The organism is Aeromonas lusitana, assembly GCF_002812985.1.
GTDB classification, from domain to species: domain Bacteria; phylum Pseudomonadota; class Gammaproteobacteria; order Enterobacterales; family Aeromonadaceae; genus Aeromonas; species Aeromonas lusitana.
Genome location: NZ_PGCP01000015.1, coordinates 76,183 through 95,683 on the forward strand (window position 1 = coordinate 76,183; position 19,501 = coordinate 95,683).

Consider the following 19,501-nt stretch of genomic DNA (forward strand, 5'->3'; position numbering starts at 1 on the left):
GGCAGGGGCTGAAGCCGGTATGTGTTGGCTGGCTTGTGTAATCTTCATCATTTCTACCCGTCTAGGAGTGGATGCATGTCGCATCAATGATGAGGATGATATCGGGGAGCCAACCGAAGGGCTGTCACAGTCAATCTCAGTTTTTAACACTATTGGCCGCTACGGATGAGTACAAACTCGAGTGGCTTTTTACTCTGAATAGAAGCGGCATCAGAGAGATTAGGCTGGCTCTTTAACCGCCAGCCGTATCAAAGCAGAGATTATGCGCTGGCCAGTACAGGTATATCAGTCTGACCGAACCAGGCGAGCTGGTCGGCCAGTGTGACGACGGATCCCACCATGATGAGGGCCGGGCTCTCGACGCCGATGGCCAGCTCGGCCAGCTGATCCAGCGTGCCGCGAATGACCCGCTGGCAGGGCTGGGTGCCACGCTCGACCAGGGCCACCGGGGTGTCCCCCTCCTTGCCGTGAGCCATCAGGCGTTCGCTAATGGTGGCGCAGCTAGATAGCCCCATATAGAACACCAGAGTCTGCTTGTCCCGGGCCAGCAGGGGCCAGTCGAGATCCTGGGTACCACCCTTGCCGTGGGCGGTGACGAAGCGCACGCTCTGGGCATGATCGCGGTGGGTCAGCGGGATGCCGGCGTAAGCGGCGCAGCCGCTTGCCGCCGTGATGCCCGGCACCACCTGGAAGCCCACACCAGTGCCAACCAGCGTTTCCAGCTCCTCGCCGCCGCGGCCGAAGATGAAGGGGTCGCCCCCCTTCAGCCGCACCACTCGTTGCCCTTTTTGCGCCTCATCCAGCAAGAGTTGGTTGATGCCCTCCTGGGGCACGCAGTGGTTGCCTGCCTGCTTGCCAACGAAGATGCGTTTGGCATCGCGGCGCACCAGCGCCATCACCTCATCCGACACCAGTCGGTCATAGACCACCACGTCCGCCTGCTGCATCTGACGCAGGGCGTGCAGGGTGAGCAGGCCGGGATCGCCGGGGCCGGCGCCCACCAGGATCACTTCTCCCTTGGTGGCGGCATCTTCGGCGAACAGGTTGTCGGCCAGCTGATTGGCAGCCGCCTTGTCGCCCCGGGCCAGCGCCTGGCCGAGGCGATCGGCTCCGAGCAGCCGCTCCCAGAACTGGCGCCGCTCCCCCATGCTGGCGAAGCGGGCCTTGACCCGATCCCGCAGGCCGCCGGCAAAGGCCGCTACGGCGCCGAGATGCTGGGGCAGCAGGGCCTCCAGCTTCTCCCGCAGCAAGCGGGCGAGCACAGGGGCCTTGCCGCCGGAGGAGATGGCCACCATCAGCGGCGAACGGTCGATGATCGACGGCATGATGAAGCTAGAGCGCTTGGGGTCATCCACCACGTTGGCGAAGATCCCCGCCTGGTTGGCGCTCTGGTATACCAGCGCATTGACCTCGCGCCTGTCGGTAGCAGCCACCACCAACCACCTGCCTACCAGTTGTTTTGGCTCGAATTCAGCCGTCAACCAGTCGATTGTTCCGTTGGAGGCCAGAGCCGCCAGCTCGGGATCAAGCTGTGGGGCCACCACTGTCAGGTGGGCACCGGCGTCCAGCAGCAGGCGCGCCTTGCGCTCCGCCACCTCGCCGCCGCCGACCAGCAGCACGGGTTTGTTATCGAGTCGACAGAAGATGGGCAAGTAGTCCATGGGGCCTCCGAGTCAGGCGGTCTGGGTTTGGCTGGCGGTTTGCTCGGTCACGACAACCGGGCGCTCAGCCTTGGGGGTGGCATACCAGTAACCCAGCCCCATGAAGAGGGCGCCGGAGACGGTATTACCGAGGGTCACCCACAGCAGGTTGTGGCCTATGCCGCCCAAGGTGTAGGCCTCGGAGTGGGCGCCGAACCAGGAGAGGGCGAACAGGGTCATGTTGGCGACCGAGTGCTCGTAGCCGGAGGCGATGAAGGCCAGCAGGCACCACCAGATGGCGATGAACTTGGCGGCGCCCTCGGTGCGCAGCGCCATCCAGATGGCAAGGCAGACCAGCCAGTTACAGAGTATGCCCTTCATGAACAGAGTCAGGGCCGGCGCCTGGGTCTTGGCCAGCGCCACCTTGTGGGCCAGGCTGCCCGCGTCCGGCAGCAGGCTGCCGCCGTAGGAGTAGATCAGTGCGACCGCGATGGAGCCGAGCAGGTTGCCGGCCCAGGTCTGGGGCAGGATGCGCAGCAGATCCCCCATGGAGATCTTGCCCGTCTTCACCCCGAAGGTGAGGAACATGGTGTGGCCGGTGAACAGCTCTGAGCCGGCGATGATCACCAGGGTCAGGGCGATGCCGAAGGTGGCCCCCATCACCAGCGGACGCACGCTGACATCCACCAGGTTGCCCAGGGTGAAGATGAGTATGATGCCGAGGCCCACATAGGCCCCTGCCATGGCGGAGCTGAGCCAGAAGCCGAGCTTGTCGTTGCGCTCGAAGCGGTTGATGCGGGCCGCGTTGGCGGCGCACTTGTTGATGCTGTCGGTATACATATGAGTTCTCTTCATAAGGGGCCACCCGCGGGCAGCCCTGATATTCATGGTGTTAGGCGGCGACCCAGACCTGCTGGTCACGCACTTCGACGGGGTAGCCCTGCACCGACATGGCGGCATTTTCGAGGCAGTGGCCGTCGCTCAGACGGAAGTGCTGCTTCTTGAGGGGGCTGGCGACCCAGAGCTCGCCCTCGTGTTCGCAGATGATGCCCCGCGACAGCACGTTGGCGGCGAAGAAGGGATCCCGGTTGTCGATGGCGAACACCTCGGCCGCTTCGCTCGGGCGGAACAGGGCTACCTGATGCCCTTCGATCAGGGCGCAGACGCCGGTGCCTGGAAATATGTCATTGAGTTGGCATGCGAGTTTCATCACTTTGCCTCCATGTCGATCTGGTAGACGGGAATGCGCTCGGCCGGGGTGGCCGGTCTGTGCTGCTCACGTTCGGTGACGAACTGCACGTCCGGGTCGCGCTTGCCGCTGTTGATGAAGTGACTGAAGCGCTTGAGCTGCTCCTCTTCATTCAGGGTGCGAGACCACTCGCATTCGTAGCTGTCGATCAGCACCTGGATGTCGTGCTCCAGAGTGGCATTCAGTCCCAGCTTGTCGTCGACTATCACCTCACGCAGGTAGTCGACGCCCCCTTCCAGGTTGCCGAGCCAGACCGAGGTGCGTTGCAGTTTGTCGGCACTGGTGACGTAGAACATCATAAAGCGGTCGATCAGCTGGATGAGGCTCTCGCGGTCCAGATCCGAGGCGAGCAGGTCGGCGTGGCGCGGCTTCATGCCGCCGTTGCCGCCCACATAGAGGTTCCAGCCCGCGTCCGTGGCTATGATGCCGACGTCCTTGCCCTGGGCTTCCGCACATTCGCGGGTGCAACCGGAGACACCGAACTTCATCTTGTGCGGGGTACGGATGCCCTTGTAGCGGTTCTCGAGGAAGACCCCGAGGCCGACGCTGTCCTGCACGCCGAACCGGCACCAGGTGCTGCCGACACAGGTCTTGGCCATGCGCAGCGCCTTGGCGTAGGCCTGGCCGGTCTCGAAGCCGGCGGCCAGCAACTTGCGCCAGATGGCGGGCAGATCGTCTTTTTGGGCACCGAACAGACCGATGCGCTGGGCACCGGTGATCTTGGTGTAGAGCTGGTAGTCGCGGGCCACTTCGGCCACCGCCAGCAGGCCTTCCGGGGTCACCTCGCCACCGGCCATGCGCGGGATGACGGAGTAGGTGCCGTCCTTTTGCATGTTGCCGAGGAAGATGTCGTTGGTGTCCTGCAGCTGGGTGTTCTGCGGGGTCAGCACATAGTCGTTCCAGCAGGAGGCGAGGATGGAGCCGACCGTGGGTTTGCACACCTCGCAGCCACGGCCCTGACCGTGCTTGCGCAGCAACTCGTCGAAGCTCTTGATCCCTTCCACCTTGACCAGGTGGAACAACTCCTGACGGGAGTAGGAGAAGTGGCCGCAGAGGTGGTTATTGACCTCGATGCCCTGCTTCACCAGCTCGGCGTTGAGCACCTGGCTGATGAGAGGCACGCAGCCGCCGCAGCCGGTGCCGGCCTTGGTGTGCTGCTTGATGGCGGCCAGCGTGGTGTGACCCTCCGCGACCGCCTGGGCTATGTCGCCCTTGGAGACGTCAAAGCAGGAGCAGATCTGGGCGCTGGCGGGCAGGGCGTCCACCCCCAGGGTCGGCTTGGCGCCGGCATAGGCGGGCAGGATCAGGGTATCCGGGTGGGTGGGCAGCGGCATGGCGTTGAGCATCAGCTGCAGCAGGTTGCCGTAGTCATCCACGTCACCGACCAGCACGGCGCCGAGCAGGCGGCTGTTGTCTTCGCTCACCACGATTTTTTTGTAGACGCCGGCCTGGTCGTCCTGGAACACATAGCTGTGGCTGCCGGGAGTGCGGCCGTGGGCATCGCCGATGGAGCCGACGGAGACGCCGAGTAGCTTCAGCTTGGCGCTCATGTCTGCGCCTTCGAAGCGGCTGTCGCCACCGAGCAGGTGATCGACGGTGACCTGGGCCATCTTGTAGCCCGGCGCCACCAGGCCGAAGAAGCGACCCTGCCAGGCAGCGCACTCGCCGATGGCATAGATGTCGGGATCCGAGGTGAGGCAGCTGTCATCGATCAGCACACCGCCACGGTCGGCGATGGCCAGCTCAGAGTAACGGCCCAGGGTATCTTGCGGGCGTATACCGGTGGAGAAGACCACCACGTCGACTTCAAGCATGCTGCCGTCGGCGAAGGCGAGGCGGTGTTTGGCCTCCTTGCCGCCGTGCATCAGGATCTCACTGGTGCTCTTGCTGGTGTGCACCTGCACGCCCATGGACTCGATCTTGCGACGCAGCAGCTGGCCGCCCTGACCGTCGAGCTGCTCCGCCATCAGCACGGGAGCGAATTCCACCACATGGGTCTCGAGGCCGAGGGCCTTGAGGGCGCCAGCGGCTTCGAGGCCAAGCAGACCACCGCCTATCACCACCCCGCTCTTGCCACTCTTGGCGGCGCTGCGGATGGCCTTGAGGTCCTCGATGGTGCGGTAGACGAAGCACTCGTGGTGCTCGCTGCCCTTGATGGGCGGCACCCAGGGGTAGGAGCCGGTGGCCAGCACCAGCTTGTCGTACGCGACCACAGTGCCCTTGTTGGAGTGCACTTCGCCCTTGGCGCGGTCGATCAGCTTGACCGCCTCGCCGAGCAGCAGGCGGATGCCGTGTTTCTCGTAGAAACCGGGTTTGACAAGGGAGAGATCTTCGCTGGTGTGGTGGGAGAAATAGGAAGAGAGATGGACACGATCGTAGGCGGGACGGGGTTCTGCACCGAAGACGGTGATCTCGAACTGGCCGGGATCGGACCGCTCGATCAACTCTTCGATGAAGCGGTGCCCCACCATGCCGTTACCTATGACGGCCAGTCTGACTTTGCTCATGATTGCCTCTGGATTGGAGTAATAAAACATCATTCTGGGGTTAGGCTACCCAGTCGGAGGGGGTGGGCAATTGATGCAAATCAAGTGTCTATTTATATATCCCCTCAGGGGTAAGTTGATGAAATTAAACTCTATCCATAAATGGGTATTCTGATGGTGTAATTAGGCCCCTGATGGGGCCAAATCGACATGCGGGGTCTAATGCCGGGTCTGGGCCTGGGTCACTGGGTCGGTGGTCGGAAGAAAGAAGGGGGGTTAGGGGACAGCCACTCATTTCTGAGTGCTTGGTCGTTAACTTTCGTCACTGGGCTCAAGCATAAGGGGGTTGTGCACAGATCTCGCGAATGAGGCGGCGCAGCCAGCGATGGGCCGGATCTGCGTCCAGCCTGGGGTGCCAGAGCAGGGCCAGGGTGATGCCGGGCAGGGGGAAGGGCAGGGGGAGCCGCACCAGATCCCCATGCAGGCTGGCGCAGTGCAGCTCGGGTACGGTTGCCACCAGATCGCTGTGCTGAACCAGCGCCAGCGCCGTGGCAAAGCCGGGCACCAGGGTCGTGACATGGCGCTCCAGCTTGAGGGCGGCCAGCGCCTGGTCGATGGGGCCATGCTCCTGGCCACGGCGCGAGACCAGTATGTGGTGGGCAGCGGCGTAGCGGGCGGCGGTCAGGGGCCCTTCACACAGGGGGTGATCCGGGCGCACTACGGCGACGAAGCGATCCCGGAACAGGGCCTGGGTATGCAGCTCCGGCGCCGTACTGGCGCCAATCACCCCTGTCTCGAAATCCAGCTCACCACGGCGCAATGGGCCGCTCTCCTTGTCGGGCTTGGCCACGAAGTGCAGCCGAACCCCGGGTGCCTCAACGGCGAGCCGGGCCAGCAAGGCGGGACCGAGTGTCTCCACGAAGCCGTCGCTGGCGCGTAGGCGAAAGGTGCGCACCAGATGGGCCGGATCTATCTCCTGCTGAGGCCGCAACACGGCTTCGGCCTCCTGCACCAGCCGAGCGACCTGGTCGCGTAGCATCAGTGCGCGCGGGGTGGGGACCAGACCTCGGCCCGCCCGCACCAGCAGGGGATCCCCCGTGGTCTCGCGCAGCCGGGCCAGGGCCCGACTCATGGCGGAGGGGCTGAGCCGCAGTCGTCTGGCGGCGCCGGCCACGCTGCCCTCCTCGAGCAGGGCATCGAGGGTTAACAGCAGGTTGAAGTCCGGTGTTGTCATGAGCGTGCCTTCGCCGAGTTGGAGCCTGCGAGTGAATCTCCGGGCCCTCAGTGCTTAGCATACAGGATGCGGTGTCACCGTATATGGCGTCAGATGCACGGATAAACTGCAAGTCATGCGTCTTCCGCCCGCTCAACACGCTGGCTAGCCTTGTCGATATCTTTTCTCGCCGAGTGCATGCCATGTTCCATTCCATCTCACGTTCTGCCGCGACGACCCGCCGCACCGGCCTGCTGGCGCTCGGGCTCTCCACTCTGCTGGCCATGCTGGCGGGCAGCATGGCCAACCTGGTGCTGCCTGCGCTGGGAGCGGCCTTTGCCGTGCCCTTCGCCAGCCTGCAATGGGTGCTGGTGGCCTATCTGCTGGGGATCACCTGTCTGACCCTGGTGGCCGGGCGGCTCGGTGACAGGCTTGGTCGCCGCCGTCTGCTGCTCGCAGGCACGGCCCTGTTCATGCTGGCTTCCCTGCTCTGTGCCCTGGCGCCGAGTATGGGGTGGCTTATCGCGGCGCGGGCCCTGCAGGGGGCGGGAGCGGCCTGCATGCTCTCCCTGGCGCTCGCCATGGTGGGGCCGCTGGTGCCGGCGGATCGGCGCGGCTGGGGCATGGGACTGCTCGGTACCCTGTCGGCCTGCGGCACGGCGCTCGGCCCCTCAATGGGGGGTCTGCTGGTGGAAAACCTGGGTTGGCAGGCCCCCTTCCTGTTGCTGGTGCCTCTCGGCCTGCTGGCTCTGGTAGCAGGCATGATTGGCTTGCCGGTGGATGAGCAGGAGCAGGAGGGAGAAGGCATCAACCCAGGCAGTCTGCTGGCATTGACGAGCGCGCTGCTCTGCTATGGGTTGCTGCTGAGCGCGGGGAGCGAATACGGGTATGGGTTGGTCCCTGTCGGTGGGCTCGCTGCCTGGCTGCTGGTGCGAAGTGAACGCCATGCCAGCGCCCCCCTGCTGCCACTGACGTTGCTGCATGAACCTGCGCTGCGGGGTGGCCTGCTCGGCAGCGCCCTGGTGGCGAGCGTGATGGTGCTGACTCTGCTGATCGGCCCCTTCTATCTGTGCGGGGTGTTTGGCCTCAGCCTGACCGAGGTGGGGCTCTGGCTCTCGGGTGGTCCCCTGCTGGCGGCGTGCACAGGCCTGCCGGCCGGCTGGCTGGTGGACCGATTGGGGGCAGGGGCCGTGGTGCGACTCGGTCTGGGGACCATGCTGATCGCCATGTTGGGGCTGGTGACTTCCCCCATCTCTTGGGGGCCGCTCGGTTATCTGTTGCCCATCTTGCTGCTCACGGCGGGTTATGCCCTGTTTCAGACCGCCAACAACGGCGCCGTGGTGGGGGCCGCGAGCGAGCAGCACAGGGGCGCCGTGGCGGGTCTGCTGACTCTGGCCCGCAACCTGGGTCAACTCACGGGGGCGGCCGGGCTGGGTGGCTTGTTCGCCGCGCTGGTGGGGGGGGATAACCTGGGGGACGCCAGTGCGGCTGCGCTGCGATCGGGTATGCAGCTCAGCTTCGCGCTGGCGGGGTTGCTGATTGGATTGAGCCTCTGGGTTGCTGGTGTGCAGACAAGGCGCGCGCTGGCGCTGGATTAACGGCAGATAGACAAACGCCTCCACAAGGGAGGCGTTTTGATATGAGAGCGTCTGCGCTTAGAGGATATAAAACAGCTCAGATCCTCGTCTTCGATCAACCTGTTACAGGATAAAGCGGCTCAGATCCTCGTCCTCGATCAGCTTGCCGAGGTGAGCGTTGACGTAGTCCGCATTGATCACGAAGGTCTCGCCGGACTTCTCGGAGGCATCGTAGGAGATGTCTTCCATCAGCCGCTCCATCACTGTATGCAGGCGACGGGCACCAATATTCTCGGTGCGCTCGTTGACCTGCCAGGCGGCCTCGGCCAGACGACGGATACCGTCCTGGGTGAACTCGATCTTGACCCCTTCGGTGGCCATCAGCGCCTGATACTGATCGGTCAGGGAGGCGTTCGGCTCGGTCAGGATGCGCTCGAAGTCTTCGGTGGTGAGTGCTGTCAGCTCGACCCGGATCGGCAGGCGACCCTGCAGCTCGGGGATGAGGTCGGACGGGCGTGCGACCTGGAAGGCGCCGGAAGCGACAAACAGGATATGATCCGTCTTTACCATGCCGTGCTTGGTATTAACGGTGCAACCTTCCACCAAAGGCAGCAGATCACGCTGCACACCCTCGCGGGAGACGTCGGGACCCGAGCTCTCGCCGCGCTTGCAGATCTTGTCGATCTCGTCGAGGAAGACGATGCCGTTGTTCTCCACCGCGTGGATGGCTTTTTGCTTCAGCTCTTCCGGGTTGACCAGACGAGCGGCTTCCTCTTCGATCAGCGCCTTCATGGCCTCTTTGACCTTGATCTTGCGCTTCTTCTTCTGCTGCTGACCCAGGTTCTGGAACAGGCCCTGCAGCTGGTTCGCCATCTCTTCCATGCCCGGCGGGGTCATGATGTCGACGCCCATGGGGCTGGCGGAGAGCTCCAGCTCGATCTCCTTGTCATCCAGCTGGCCCTCCCGCAGCTTCTTGCGGAAGATCTGGCGGGTGTTGGAGTTGTCGGCCTTCTCCTCCTCGCCCCAGCTGTTGCGCGGGTTCGGCAGCAGGGCGTCGAGGATGCGCTCCTCGGCGGCCTCTTCGGCGCGGAATTTCATCTTCTCCATCTCGGTCTCGCGCACCAGCTTGATGGCGACATCGGTCAGGTCACGGATGATGCTGTCCACTTCCTTGCCCACATAGCCCACCTCGGTGAACTTGGTGGCTTCCACCTTGATGAAGGGGGCGTTGGCCAGCTTGGCCAGGCGACGGGCGATCTCGGTCTTGCCGACGCCGGTCGGGCCTATCATCAGAATGTTCTTCGGGGTCACCTCGTGGCGCATCTCCTCAGAGAGCTGCATGCGGCGCCAGCGGTTGCGCAGGGCCACGGCCACCGCGCGCTTGGCGTCGGCCTGACCAATGATGTGCCTGTCCAGCTCGTGGACGATTTCTCTCGGGGTCATCTCGGACATGATGGCGTTCCTGTATCCGGGGCGGGCAGGGCCCACCCCTTGAAAAATGGGGCCTTACTTGGGCTCGGCTTCTTTCGAATCGTAATTCAACACTTCGACCGTGTGATGCTGGTTGGTGAAGACGCAGATGTCACCGGCGATCTTGAGGGCTTTCTCGACGATGCTCTTGGCATCCAGATCGGTATTTTCCAGCAGGGCGGTGGCGGCGGACTGGGCGAAGTTGCCCCCCGAGCCGATGGCGATGAGATCGTGCTCCGGCTGCACCACGTCACCGTTGCCGGTGATGATGAAGGACTTGTGCTCATCGGCGACGGCCAGCAGGGCCTCGAGACGGCGCAGGGCGCGATCGGTGCGCCAGTCTTTCGCCAGCGCCACGGCGGCGCGCTCCAGGTTGCCCTGGTGGGCCTGCAGCTTGGCTTCGAAGCGCTCGAGCAGGGTGAAGGCATCGGCGGTACCGCCGGCGAAGCCTGCCAGTACCTTGCCGTTGTAGAGACGGTGAACCTTGCGGGCGTTGCCCTTCATGACGGTGTTGCCGAGGGAGACCTGGCCATCGCCACCGATCACCACCTGGCCGTTGCGGCGGACAGAAACTATGGTAGTCACTTTACTTACCTCGCTTGAGCCGAAAGACGGCCTGACTGTGCATGGCAAGAAAGATGGGGGTGGGATCAGGGCTTTTCAACCCTGAGTCGCAAGGGGCCGAAAAGGGGCTCGTTTGGATTGAGCGTCACATTGCGGATAAAAAGAAGGCAGGGCGTCGGCCCTGCCTTCTGGTTTTCGGTGAAGGGGATCAACCCTTCTTGGGAATACAGCCGCTGATGCCGGCCCCTTGCAGCTTGCGGTTGGCGCCATCGGCGGCGGCCTTGCCGTTGAACGGGCCGACCATCACCTTGTAGACGGTGCCGTTGGCGCCATTGACCACCTGCAGGCTGGAGGAGAGCCCGGCGGTGAAGGCGATGCGGGCCTTGAGCGATTCTGCAGAATCCTGCGAGCGCAAGGCGGCGCACTGCATCATGTAGCGGCCGCCGTCGGCGGCTGCCGCGGTCTGGGAGGCGGCCTTGGCCTTGGCGGCCTGTTCCCGTTCCATCTCGGCGCGCAGCTCGCGTTCCATCCGGTCACGCTCGGCCTTGCGGTCGATCACCTGCTCCTGGGCACTGGCCACAGGGGCGCCGGTGGCAGGCTTGGTGGGCTGCACTGGTTGCGGCTGGTAAGGCTTCACCTGACCCAAGGGAGTACCCGGCTGCGGGATGGCGGTCTCGACCGGCTGCGGCAATTTCTCGGGCTGCAGTGTCATGGTTTCCGCAGGGGGCGGTGGCAACACGCCCGGCTGGGGCGGTGGTTCGATGACATCCACCTGCTTGTTCTCCAGCCGCTCTATGTAGCTCCACTTCTCCTGAGGCAGGCCATTGCCTTGCGCCTTCGGCTTGTTCGCCTTGACCTGTTCCTCGATGGTGGGGGCATCCGCCCCCTTGCCGTTGATCAGGTAGAGGAAGGCGCCAAAACCGGCGAGCAGGGCCCCGGCCAGCAGTGCCGGGATAACAGGAAAGCGGCGAGGTGCCGCTTTCTTGGTGTTACGACCACCGGCCCGTCGTCTCGGGCTGTTGCCGACGTAATCCCGGGTTGCCATCTATTACATGCGCTCCAGGGTGTGGATGCCCAGCACGCCCAGACCCAGCTTCAGGACCTTGGCGGTGGCGGCGCACAGCAGCAGACGGCTGTTACGGGTGGCCTCGTCGACGCCGTCCTTGTTGATCGGGCAGGCTTCGTAGAAGGTCATGAAGTTGCCGGACAGCTCGTACAGATAGGTACAGAGCAGGTGCGGCATGCCCTTGTCGGCGACGCCGTTGACCGCATCGGAGAACTGGATCAGCTTCTGGGCCAGGGTCTCTTCCGCTTCCTCGTTCAGCACCACCTTGCCGGTCAGGCTATCGGCATCGACACCGGCCTTGCGGAAGATGGACTGGATACGGGTGTAGGCGTACTGCAGATAGGGTGCCGTGTTGCCTTCAAAGGAGAGCATCAGATCCCAGTCGAAGATGTAGTCGGTGGTGCGGTTCTTGGAGAGATCCGCATACTTGACCGCGCCCATGGCGATGGCGTGCACCACCTTGGCCTTCTCTTCGGCAGACAGGTCGCTGTTGCGGCTCTCCAGCAGGGCCTTGGCACGATCCTCGGCCTCGTTCAGCAGCTCGACCAGCTTGACGGTGCCGCCGGAACGGGTCTTGTAGGGACGGCTGTCCTTGCCCAGCATCATGCCGAAGGCGTGGTGCTCGAGGGGCACGGATGCCGGCACATAACCCGCTTTGCGGGTGATGGTCCAGGCCTGCATCAGGTGCTGGTGCTGACGGGAGTCGATGAAGTACATCACCCGATCCGCCTTGAGGGTCTCGTAACGGTACTTGGCGCAGGCGATGTCGGTGGTGGTGTAGAGGAAACCGCCATCGCTCTTCTGGATGATGACGCCCATGGGCTCCCCATCCTTGTTCTTGTATTCGTCCAGGAACACCACGGTTGCGCCTTCGCTCTCGACCGCGAGGCCGCGGGCCTTCAGGTCGGTCACGATCTCCGGCAGCATGTCGTTGTACATGGACTCGCCCATGATGTCCTTGTTGGTCAGGGAGACGTTCAGGCGGTCGTAGTTGCGCTGATTCTGCTCCATGGTCATGTCGACCAGCTTCTTCCACATGGTACGGCAGTACTCATCGCCGCCTTGCAGCTTGACCACGTAGTTACGGGCGCGCTCGGCGAAAGCCTCGTCTTCGTCATACAGACGCTTGGCCTGGGTGTAGAAGGCTTCCAGATCCTTGAGCTGCATGTCGCTGGCGTGCTCGTTCTCCATCTTCTCCAGATAGGCGATCAGCATGCCGAACTGGGTGCCCCAGTCGCCGATATGGTTGGCGCGCACCACCTTGTGGCCGAGGAACTCCAGGGCACGGGCCGCCACGTCACCGAGGACGGTGGAACGGATGTGGTGCACCGCCATCTCCTTGGCCACGTTGGGGGCGGAGTAATCCACTACCACGGTTTGCGGCGTCGGCAGCTTCACGTTGGCGTTGGCGCTGTGCACCATGGTCTCGACCTGACCGGCCAGCCAGCTGGTGTCGAAGAAGAAGTTGATGAAACCGGGGCCGGCGATCTCGACCTTGGCGACGAGATCAGAGGCGGGCAGGTGCTCTATGATGGCAGCCGCCAGCTCACGGGGGTTCTTGCGGGCCGGTTTGGCCAGCAGCATGGCCAGGTTGGTGGCCAGGTCACCGTGAGCTTTTTCCTTGCATCGGTCCACTTGCACCCGGGCTTCCAGGTCGGCTGGCAGGACGCCTGCGGACTTGAGATTGGCTACCGTTTGTTCAAGTAGATGATGAATATGCTCTTTCATAACTGACCACCGAGGTTGCGCGTCGAAAAATGACTGACTAGATAAGGGCGTGAATTTTACCCGCATCGGGCCGAGAAAACTATAGGAATGGCCCGACCGTCTTGGTGTGGCGGATATTTCACTGCGTTTTCCACCCTATTCCAGAATAATGCGTGGAATAAGTGGTGGTTATCCATTTCTACTGCATATCGAAGCGGCTTGTCCAGGCTATTTTCCCCTGATTGTTAAAGGGTTATTTATCTCGGCGCTATCCAGGATGATCCTGCCTTGCGGCGCTGTCGTATTATCAGAATACGTCGATAGAGGACGATTCTGATGAAACTGGCGCTGTTCCCACTCTCTGCTCACCTGCTGCCCGGCGGCATCATGCCCTTGCGCATCTTCGAGCCCCGCTATCAGCGCATGGTCGCCGAGGCGCAGACACGGGAGTTTGCGCTCTGCATGCTGGACCCTCGCCAGCCGGAGGCGATGCGCAACATGTACCCCATCGCCACCCGGGTGCGGATCGTCGATTTCGATCTGCTGCCGGACGGCCTGCTCGGCATCACTGTGCTCGGGGTGGCGCGGGCCAGGATCACGGATCTCTGGCAGGAGTCCGATGGCTTGCGGGTGGGGGAAGTGGAGCCCCTGCCGCCCTGGCAGACCAGCAGGCTCAATGCCGATCAGCATGCGCTGGCCAAGGCGCTGCAGGATGTGTTCGAGGATTACCCCGAATACGCGGCTCTCTACCAGAGGCCCGAGTGGGACGATGCCAGCTGGGTGGCGCAGCGCTGGCTCGAGGTGTTGCCCATCCCGGTGGAGCAGAAGCAGTGGCTGATGGCGGCGGAGAACAACCAGCCCGCGCTCTCCCTGCTGAGCGGTCTGCTGGTGGCGAGCCACTGAATTCATGTCCGGGATGATCTTTTGTGCGCTGGCCGCGTAGTACAGAGAGGGCAGCCATCAAGGTAGGGCGCTATGGCATATACTAGCCAACCATCACATGTTCCATTCAGGACCTCGTCCCCCATGGATAACCCAGATGGTGATCTGAAGTCACAGCTGCTGCGGGTAGCCGAGCAGGCAGACAAGGCCGCCTTTGCCGCCCTGTTCCATCACTTTGCCCCCCGCATTCGCGGCTATGGCCTGCGCCACCTCGGCAGCGAGGCCAATGCCCTGGAGCTGGTGCAGGAGACCATGCTGCTGGTGTGGCAGAAGGCGCGGCTCTATCACCCCGACAAGGGTGCCCCCACCACCTGGATCTACACCGTCATGCGCAACCAGTGCTTCGACATGCTGCGCCGCCGCCGGGCCAGCAAGGAGGATCTCTGCGCCGAGGAGCTGTGGCCCGTGCTGGAGTTCAAGGCGGAAGAGGAGCACCTGAGCGACGGGGAGGGGGCCGTGCTGACGAGCCAGATGGCCCATCACCTCGCCACCCTGCCGGAGGCCCAGCAGCAGGTGGTGCGCGGCATCTATCTGCAGGAGCTGTCCCAGCAGGAGCTGGCGGATCTGCTCGGCGTGCCGCTCGGCACCATCAAATCCAGGCTGAGACTGGCATTGCAGAAGCTCAAGGAGCAAGTGGAGCAACATCATGATTAAAGCCCATCCCACCCACGCCATGCTGCGCGCCTTTGTCGCCGACGAGCTGCCACTGCCACTGGCGGTCGGCGTCTCCGCCCACAGCGAACTTTGCGCCGAGTGCCGCGCCAGGCTGCGCGACTGCGAGGCCGAGCTGGCGACGTTGCATCTCGCCGATTCAATGCCGCCAGCAGAGACCGGCGTCCCCGAGTGGGATGCCATGCTGGCCACTATCTTGCAGCAGCCAACCTCTCCCGAGGTTGTGGTGACCAGCCCAGCACCTGAGCTCAGGGTGGCCGGCCAGGACTACCGTCTGCCCAGGGCGCTAGCCCGCTATCACACGGCCGAATGGCGCCAGATTGGCGCCATTCGGCAGCATCGCCTGCCGTTGGCCGAGCGGGGCGCGCGCGCCAGCCTGCTGCACATAGAGGCCGGTGGCAGCATCCCGGCTCACACCCATGAGGGCTACGAGCTGACCCTGCTGCTGGCGGGCAGCATGCAGGAGGGGGAAGTCCGTTATCAGGCGGGGGACTTCATCTTGCGCGATGCCAGCCACTGTCATGGGCCCCACACTCAGGACGGCTGCCTCTGCTACACGGTGCAGGATGCGCCTATCCGCTTCACCAAGGGCTTGCCACGGCTGCTGAACGGCTTCAGTCATCGCTTCTACTGAGCCAGGCTGCGAGATCAAAAAAGGGACCAGAGGGTCCCTTTCTTCGTGCCGTTTTACGCGCGGGTAGCGCCGCCGGATCAGGCCACAAACACCAGGTAGACGGCGAAGGCCACCACGAAGCGGTAGATGGCGAACGGGATGAAGTCGAGGCGACGGATCAGCGCCAGGAAGGTCTTGATGGCGATCATGGCCACCACGAAGGCGGTGACGAAGCCCACCGCAAACATGGGGAAGTCCGCCATGGAGAGGAAGTCGCGGCTCTTGTAGAGATCCAGGCCGCTGGCGGCCACCATCATGGGCACCGCGAGGATGAAGGAGAACTCGGCCGCCGCCTGACGACTGATCCCCATCAGCATACCGCCGCTGATGGTGGCGCCTGAGCGGGAGAAGCCGGGCCAGAGCGCCAGACACTGGAACAGGCCTATGCCGAGCGCCTGCTTGTAGCTGATGTCATCCAGGGTCTCGGAGCGCACGGCCGGGCGGAATTTTTCAGCGATGATCAAGAGGATACCGCCGGCGACCAGAGCATACATGACGGTCTCCGGCCCGAACAGATGGGCCTTGATCCAGCTGTGGATGGCCAGGCCTATGACCACGGCGGGCATCATGCCGAGGATGATGTGCACCAGGGAGAGGGTGGCGTGCCCCTTGGCCGGTTTCTGGCCGAAGTGGATGCCAATCAGCCCGAACAGACGGCGCCAGAACACGGCGACCACCGCCAGGATGGAACCCATCTGGATGACCACCTCGAAGGTGGCGGCCTTGGGGCCTTCGAAACCGAGCAGGTGGCCGACGATGATCATGTGGCCGGTGGAGGAAACGGGCAGGAACTCGGTCAGGCCTTCCACTATGCCCAGCACAAAGGCAACAAACAGGGCGTAGGAGTCTGTCATGGCTCAAATCTCTTGGTTGATGGGTCCGGATAAAATCAGCCCCGAGCTGAGCCGGGGCAGCCAATGATGGCGGAAAACCCCGCGGGCAACCAGAGAATATTGTGGTCCGTTTGGGTAGAGATGAGCCATGGGTTTGACTGCCATGGCCCGGATGGAGGTAGTATATTTATTGGCAAGTTTTGCCTTTAAGGCATAACCAGCCTGTTAATTCATTATTTCCAGTATTTTGTGTTGCAGATCATCCTCCAGCGCCGGCAGGGTCAGGGCGTCCACCGCACTGACAATCTGCTGCGGGCTGCTGGCGCCGATCAGGGCGCAGCTCACTATTGGGTCGCGCAGCACCCATTGCAGCGCCAACTGCGACAGGGCCTGTCCCCGCTGACGTGCCAGGGCGTGCAGGGCCCGGATCCTGGCCAGCTTGTCCTGGGTTATCTGATCTGGCTGGAGGAAGGGGCTGGCGCTGGCGGCGCGAGAATCGGCCGGGATCCCCGCCAGATAACGATCGCTGAGCAGGCCGCCCGCCAGAGGCGAGAAGGCGACCACCCCCACCCCCTGCTCACGGCAGACCGGCAGAGTCTGCGCTTCGATCTCGCGCTGGAACAGGGAGTACTTGAGTTGATTGACCAGGCAAGGGGTGCCGAGCTCGGCCAGTCGGGCCGCCGCCTTGGCCGCAAGCGCGGCCGGGTAGTTGGAGAGGCCTATGTAGAGCGCCTTGCCCTGGCGCACCATGAGCGCCAGCGCCTGGCAGGTCTCCTCCAGCGGGGTGCGGGGATCCGGCCTGTGGTGATAGAAGATATCCACGTAATCGAGGCCGAGCCGGCGCAGGCTCTGGTGCAGGCTGGCAAACAGGTACTTGGCGCTGCCGCCATCGCCGTAGGGGCCATCCCACATCACATAGCCCGCCTTGCTGGCGATGATGAGCTCGTCTCGATAGGGGGCCAGGCTGTTCTTGAGCAGGCCGCCGAAGGTGGTCTCGGCGGAGCCCGGTGGCGGGCCATAGTTGTTGGCCAGATCGAAGTGGGTGATCCCGAGATCGAACGCCTGATGCACCATGGCCTTCACCCTGGCGGGATCGCTGCCCTCGCCGAAGTTGTGCCAGAGGCCGAGGCCTATGCTGGGCAGCCGCAGGCCGTGATGGCCCGCGGGTCGATAGGGTTGGCGCTGGTAGCGGTCAGGCGCTGCGAGGTAGTGATCATCCATAAAGACTCCTGGCTCGGGTCGGTTTAGCGAGTGGTGATGAAACGGTAGCGGGTCTGATGATGGTAACGCTGGCCCGGCAGCAGCCAGGGATCCCCCAGCTCGGGCCGGTTCGGGCTGTCCGGCAGCTGCTGTGCCTCCAGACAGAAACCGGCGTGATCCTGATAGCACTGGCCGGCGCGGTTGGGGGTGCTGGCCAGCCAGTTGCCGCTGTAGAACTGCAGGGACGGCTGGTTGGTATAGACCTCCATCGCCAGTTGCCGGTCGCCGGAGCGCACCCGCGCCGCCCAGGCCTGTCCGGCCCCGCGCAAGCGAGCCGCCTCCTTCAACAGATAGGCGTGGTCATAACCCTTGGCCTGCATCTGCTGGGGGTGACTCAGCCAGGCCTGTCCTATGAGGCGCTCGCTGCGCAGATCGAAGGGCCCCTCCACCGGGCTGATGGCGAGGGGCAGGCCGCTGGCGTCCGTGGGCAGGAACTGGTCTGCCCGCAGGGTGATGGCGTGTTGGCGCACGTCCCCTTCGGGGCCATCGCCGTCCAGATTGAAATAGGCGTGGCTGGTGAGGCTGACCGGGGTGGGGGCATCCGTGCTGGCCTCAAATTCCACCACCAGATCCTGCCCCTCCAGCCGGTATTCCAGGCTTGTTTGCAACTGGCCGGGGAAGCCCTGATCCCCGGCGGGGGAGAGCAGGGTCAGCCTGACCTTGTCTGCCGCCAGCTCTGCTATCTGCCAGCGGCGACGGTGAAAGCCGTCCCGCCCGCCGTGCAGGCAGTGGGGAGGCTGATTGGCATCAAGGGGCCAGCGTTGGCCGTCTCGCACCAGTTCGGCGCCACCGATGCGGTTGGCGAAACGCCCCGCCACCGCCCCCAGCCATACCTGCTGGCTGGCATAGGCCTCATCGGCGCAGCCGAGCAGCACTTCTCGCCGCTCCCCCCCGACCGGCAGGGTCAGGGAGGTCAGGGTGGCACCGAAGTCGAGACCGCGCAGGCGCAGCCCCTCTTGGTTTTCCAGCACGAAGGGCGTCATAGCCTGCCTGCTCCAGCGGTGGCACGGCAGACATAGCAGTCGGCCTTGAGGCCGAAGCGCGCCGGGTACTCGGCCTCGACCGTGGTGATCACCTCGTTCACCTGCTCCGGGCGCAGCAGGGCGACGATGCAGCCACCGAAGCCGCCCCCCGTCATGCGCACGCCTCCTTCAGTGCCTATCTTCGCCTTGATGATCTCCACCAGGCCGTCGATGGGGGGCACGGTTATCTCAAAGTCGTCCCGCATGGCGGCATGGGATTCGGCCATCAGCTCGCCGAGGCGCACCAGATCGCCGCTCGCCAGGGCATCGGCGGCGGCCAGGGTGCGGGCGTTCTCGCCGACCACGTGGCGGGCGCGGCGATAGCTGGTTTCATCCAGCCCAGCCTTGCCCGCTTCCAGCGCAGCCAGATCCAGGTCGCGCAGGGCCTTGACCCCGTAGTGGCGAGCGGCGTGTTCACACTGCTGGCGGCGGGTGTTGTATTCGCTGTCCACCAGGCCGCGGCGCACGTTGGAGTTGACGATCAGCACCGCCAGATCCATCGGCATGGGGATGAGGCGGGTTTCCAGGGAGCGGCAGTCCAGCAGCAGGGCGTGATCCACCTCGCCGCTGGCGGAGATCATCTGATCCATGATGCCGCAGTTGCAGCCGACGAACTGGTTCTCCGCCTGCTGACCGTTGAGGGCTATCTCGGCCTGGCTGATGTTGAGCCCCAGTGCCTCCTTGAAGGCTTGGCCTATGGCCACCTCCAGAGAGGCGGAGGAGGAGAGGCCTGTGCCTTGGGGCACGTTGCCGGAGACCACCAGGTTGAGGCCGCGCAGGGCATAGCCACGAGCCTGCAGGTGTTTCACCACGCCGCGGATGTAGTCGCTCCAGCGCTGATCCGGGTGATGGCTGATGGGTTGCTCGAGGCTGAAGATATCCCGCTGGTTGCCATAGTCGGCGGCGACCACGTGCATCAGGTTGTCGCTGCGCAGACCGATGGCGACGCAGGTCTCGTAGTCGATGGCGCAGGGCAGCACAAAGCCGTCGTTGTAGTCGGTGTGCTCGCCGATGAGGTTGACGCGGCCGGGAGCGCGCACCAGCAGGTCGGGTTGCTGCTCAAACTGCTCGGCATAGACGGCGCTGACACGTTGGCTGGGGGTCATGGGGTTACCTCATTGGCTTGA

Annotated in this window: 17 protein-coding genes; 4 read left to right on the forward strand and 13 right to left on the reverse strand. The window is 63.9% G+C overall.

The annotated features are described in order from the left end of the window. Nucleotides 1-260 precede the first annotated feature (260 nt). From cysG to CUC44_RS10830, 5 genes are all read right to left on the reverse strand, one after another. Nucleotides 261-1,661, reverse strand: coding sequence for a siroheme synthase CysG (gene cysG / locus CUC44_RS10810; protein WP_100859963.1), 1,401 nt, complete (start codon nucleotides 1,659-1,661; stop codon nucleotides 261-263). Nucleotides 1,662-1,673: 12 nt separating this feature from the next. Continuing rightward, the gene (gene nirC, locus CUC44_RS10815; protein WP_100859964.1) at nucleotides 1,674-2,480 is read right to left on the reverse strand and encodes a nitrite transporter NirC; all 807 of its coding nucleotides are present in this window, start codon (nucleotides 2,478-2,480) and stop codon (nucleotides 1,674-1,676) included. Between the two features lie 52 nt (nucleotides 2,481-2,532). Further along, nucleotides 2,533-2,850, reverse strand: a complete 318-nt coding sequence (gene nirD / locus CUC44_RS10820; RefSeq protein WP_100859965.1) for a nitrite reductase small subunit NirD — start codon at nucleotides 2,848-2,850, stop codon at nucleotides 2,533-2,535. Continuing rightward, on the reverse strand, nucleotides 2,850-5,396 hold the full coding sequence (gene nirB / locus CUC44_RS10825; protein WP_167388868.1) for a nitrite reductase large subunit NirB: 2,547 nt from the start codon (nucleotides 5,394-5,396) through the stop codon (nucleotides 2,850-2,852). Before nirB ends, nirD begins: the two co-directional genes overlap by 1 nt. Before the next feature lie 310 nt (nucleotides 5,397-5,706). Continuing rightward, nucleotides 5,707-6,609: a LysR family transcriptional regulator gene (locus tag CUC44_RS10830; protein ID WP_100859967.1), complete on the reverse strand. Its 903-nt coding sequence runs from the start codon at nucleotides 6,607-6,609 to the stop codon at nucleotides 5,707-5,709. Nucleotides 6,610-6,791: 182 nt separating this feature from the next. Between CUC44_RS10830 and CUC44_RS10835 the strand changes: the two genes are divergently transcribed. Further along, entirely contained in the window at nucleotides 6,792-8,186 is a 1,395-nt protein-coding gene (locus tag CUC44_RS10835; RefSeq protein WP_100859968.1) for an MFS transporter, read from the forward strand. Nucleotides 8,187-8,288: 102 nt separating this feature from the next. Here CUC44_RS10835 and hslU read toward each other — a convergent pair whose 3' ends face one another. The 4 genes from hslU to argS all read right to left on the reverse strand — a co-directional run bounded on the left by hslU (nucleotide 8,289) and on the right by argS (nucleotide 12,993). Continuing rightward, complete coding sequence (gene hslU, locus CUC44_RS10840; RefSeq protein ID WP_100859969.1) at nucleotides 8,289-9,617, reverse strand: HslU--HslV peptidase ATPase subunit; 1,329 nt, start codon at nucleotides 9,615-9,617, stop codon at nucleotides 8,289-8,291. A 54-nt stretch (nucleotides 9,618-9,671) separates the two neighbouring features. After that, nucleotides 9,672-10,220: an ATP-dependent protease subunit HslV gene (gene hslV / locus CUC44_RS10845; RefSeq protein ID WP_100859970.1), complete on the reverse strand. Its 549-nt coding sequence runs from the start codon at nucleotides 10,218-10,220 to the stop codon at nucleotides 9,672-9,674. Between the two features lie 187 nt (nucleotides 10,221-10,407). Next, on the reverse strand, nucleotides 10,408-11,244 hold the full coding sequence (locus CUC44_RS10850; RefSeq protein WP_100859971.1) for an SPOR domain-containing protein: 837 nt from the start codon (nucleotides 11,242-11,244) through the stop codon (nucleotides 10,408-10,410). 3 nt (nucleotides 11,245-11,247) lie between these two features. After that, on the reverse strand, nucleotides 11,248-12,993 hold the full coding sequence (gene argS, locus CUC44_RS10855) for an arginine--tRNA ligase (protein WP_100859972.1): 1,746 nt from the start codon (nucleotides 12,991-12,993) through the stop codon (nucleotides 11,248-11,250). A 315-nt stretch (nucleotides 12,994-13,308) separates the two neighbouring features. Here argS and CUC44_RS10860 point away from each other — a divergent pair, with 315 nt between their 5' ends. From CUC44_RS10860 to CUC44_RS10870, 3 genes are all read left to right on the forward strand, one after another. Next, on the forward strand, nucleotides 13,309-13,875 hold the full coding sequence (locus CUC44_RS10860) for an LON peptidase substrate-binding domain-containing protein (protein WP_100859973.1): 567 nt from the start codon (nucleotides 13,309-13,311) through the stop codon (nucleotides 13,873-13,875). 123 nt (nucleotides 13,876-13,998) lie between these two features. After that, on the forward strand, nucleotides 13,999-14,568 hold the full coding sequence (locus CUC44_RS10865) for a sigma-70 family RNA polymerase sigma factor (protein WP_167388869.1): 570 nt from the start codon (nucleotides 13,999-14,001) through the stop codon (nucleotides 14,566-14,568). Further along, the gene (locus CUC44_RS10870) at nucleotides 14,561-15,220 is read left to right on the forward strand and encodes a ChrR family anti-sigma-E factor (RefSeq protein ID WP_100859975.1); all 660 of its coding nucleotides are present in this window, start codon (nucleotides 14,561-14,563) and stop codon (nucleotides 15,218-15,220) included. Before CUC44_RS10865 ends, CUC44_RS10870 begins: the two co-directional genes overlap by 8 nt. Nucleotides 15,221-15,297: 77 nt before the next feature. On the opposite strand, the gene bacA is transcribed toward CUC44_RS10870, so the two are convergent. The 4 genes from bacA to galK form a co-directional block, all read right to left on the reverse strand. Next, complete coding sequence (bacA, locus tag CUC44_RS10875; RefSeq protein WP_100859976.1) at nucleotides 15,298-16,113, reverse strand: undecaprenyl-diphosphate phosphatase; 816 nt, start codon at nucleotides 16,111-16,113, stop codon at nucleotides 15,298-15,300. Nucleotides 16,114-16,317: 204 nt separating this feature from the next. Continuing rightward, a complete protein-coding gene (locus CUC44_RS10880) occupies nucleotides 16,318-17,313 on the reverse strand; it encodes an aldo/keto reductase (RefSeq protein ID WP_100859977.1) in 996 nt (331 codons plus the stop codon). A 23-nt stretch (nucleotides 17,314-17,336) separates the two neighbouring features. Further along, nucleotides 17,337-18,335, reverse strand: coding sequence for a galactose-1-epimerase (gene galM / locus CUC44_RS10885; RefSeq protein WP_100859978.1), 999 nt, complete (start codon nucleotides 18,333-18,335; stop codon nucleotides 17,337-17,339). Continuing rightward, nucleotides 18,332-19,480 (reverse strand): galactokinase, encoded by a 1,149-nt coding sequence (gene galK / locus CUC44_RS10890; RefSeq protein WP_100859979.1) that lies wholly within the window; start codon nucleotides 19,478-19,480, stop codon nucleotides 18,332-18,334. The genes galM and galK overlap by 4 nt, the downstream gene beginning before the upstream one ends. Nucleotides 19,481-19,501: the final 21 nt, after the last annotated feature.

What these genes read in the sequence shown, in the direction of transcription:
- cysG (WP_100859963.1), bottom strand. Translation starts at nt 1,661, where the DNA reads ATGGACTACTTGCCCATCTTCTGTCGACTCGATAACAAACCCGTGCTG.
- nirC (WP_100859964.1), bottom strand. Translation starts at nt 2,480, where the DNA reads ATGTATACCGACAGCATCAACAAGTGCGCCGCCAACGCGGCCCGCATC.
- nirD (WP_100859965.1), bottom strand. Translation starts at nt 2,850, where the DNA reads ATGAAACTCGCATGCCAACTCAATGACATATTTCCAGGCACCGGCGTC.
- nirB (WP_167388868.1), bottom strand. Translation starts at nt 5,396, where the DNA reads ATGAGCAAAGTCAGACTGGCCGTCATAGGTAACGGCATGGTGGGGCAC.
- CUC44_RS10830 (WP_100859967.1), bottom strand. Translation starts at nt 6,609, where the DNA reads ATGACAACACCGGACTTCAACCTGCTGTTAACCCTCGATGCCCTGCTC.
- CUC44_RS10835 (WP_100859968.1), top strand. Translation starts at nt 6,792, where the DNA reads ATGTTCCATTCCATCTCACGTTCTGCCGCGACGACCCGCCGCACCGGC.
- hslU (WP_100859969.1), bottom strand. Translation starts at nt 9,617, where the DNA reads ATGTCCGAGATGACCCCGAGAGAAATCGTCCACGAGCTGGACAGGCAC.
- CUC44_RS10850 (WP_100859971.1), bottom strand. Translation starts at nt 11,244, where the DNA reads ATGGCAACCCGGGATTACGTCGGCAACAGCCCGAGACGACGGGCCGGT.
- argS (WP_100859972.1), bottom strand. Translation starts at nt 12,993, where the DNA reads ATGAAAGAGCATATTCATCATCTACTTGAACAAACGGTAGCCAATCTC.
- CUC44_RS10860 (WP_100859973.1), top strand. Translation starts at nt 13,309, where the DNA reads ATGAAACTGGCGCTGTTCCCACTCTCTGCTCACCTGCTGCCCGGCGGC.
- CUC44_RS10865 (WP_167388869.1), top strand. Translation starts at nt 13,999, where the DNA reads ATGGATAACCCAGATGGTGATCTGAAGTCACAGCTGCTGCGGGTAGCC.
- CUC44_RS10870 (WP_100859975.1), top strand. Translation starts at nt 14,561, where the DNA reads ATGATTAAAGCCCATCCCACCCACGCCATGCTGCGCGCCTTTGTCGCC.
- bacA (WP_100859976.1), bottom strand. Translation starts at nt 16,113, where the DNA reads ATGACAGACTCCTACGCCCTGTTTGTTGCCTTTGTGCTGGGCATAGTG.
- CUC44_RS10880 (WP_100859977.1), bottom strand. Translation starts at nt 17,313, where the DNA reads ATGGATGATCACTACCTCGCAGCGCCTGACCGCTACCAGCGCCAACCC.
- galM (WP_100859978.1), bottom strand. Translation starts at nt 18,335, where the DNA reads ATGACGCCCTTCGTGCTGGAAAACCAAGAGGGGCTGCGCCTGCGCGGT.
- galK (WP_100859979.1), bottom strand. Translation starts at nt 19,480, where the DNA reads ATGACCCCCAGCCAACGTGTCAGCGCCGTCTATGCCGAGCAGTTTGAG.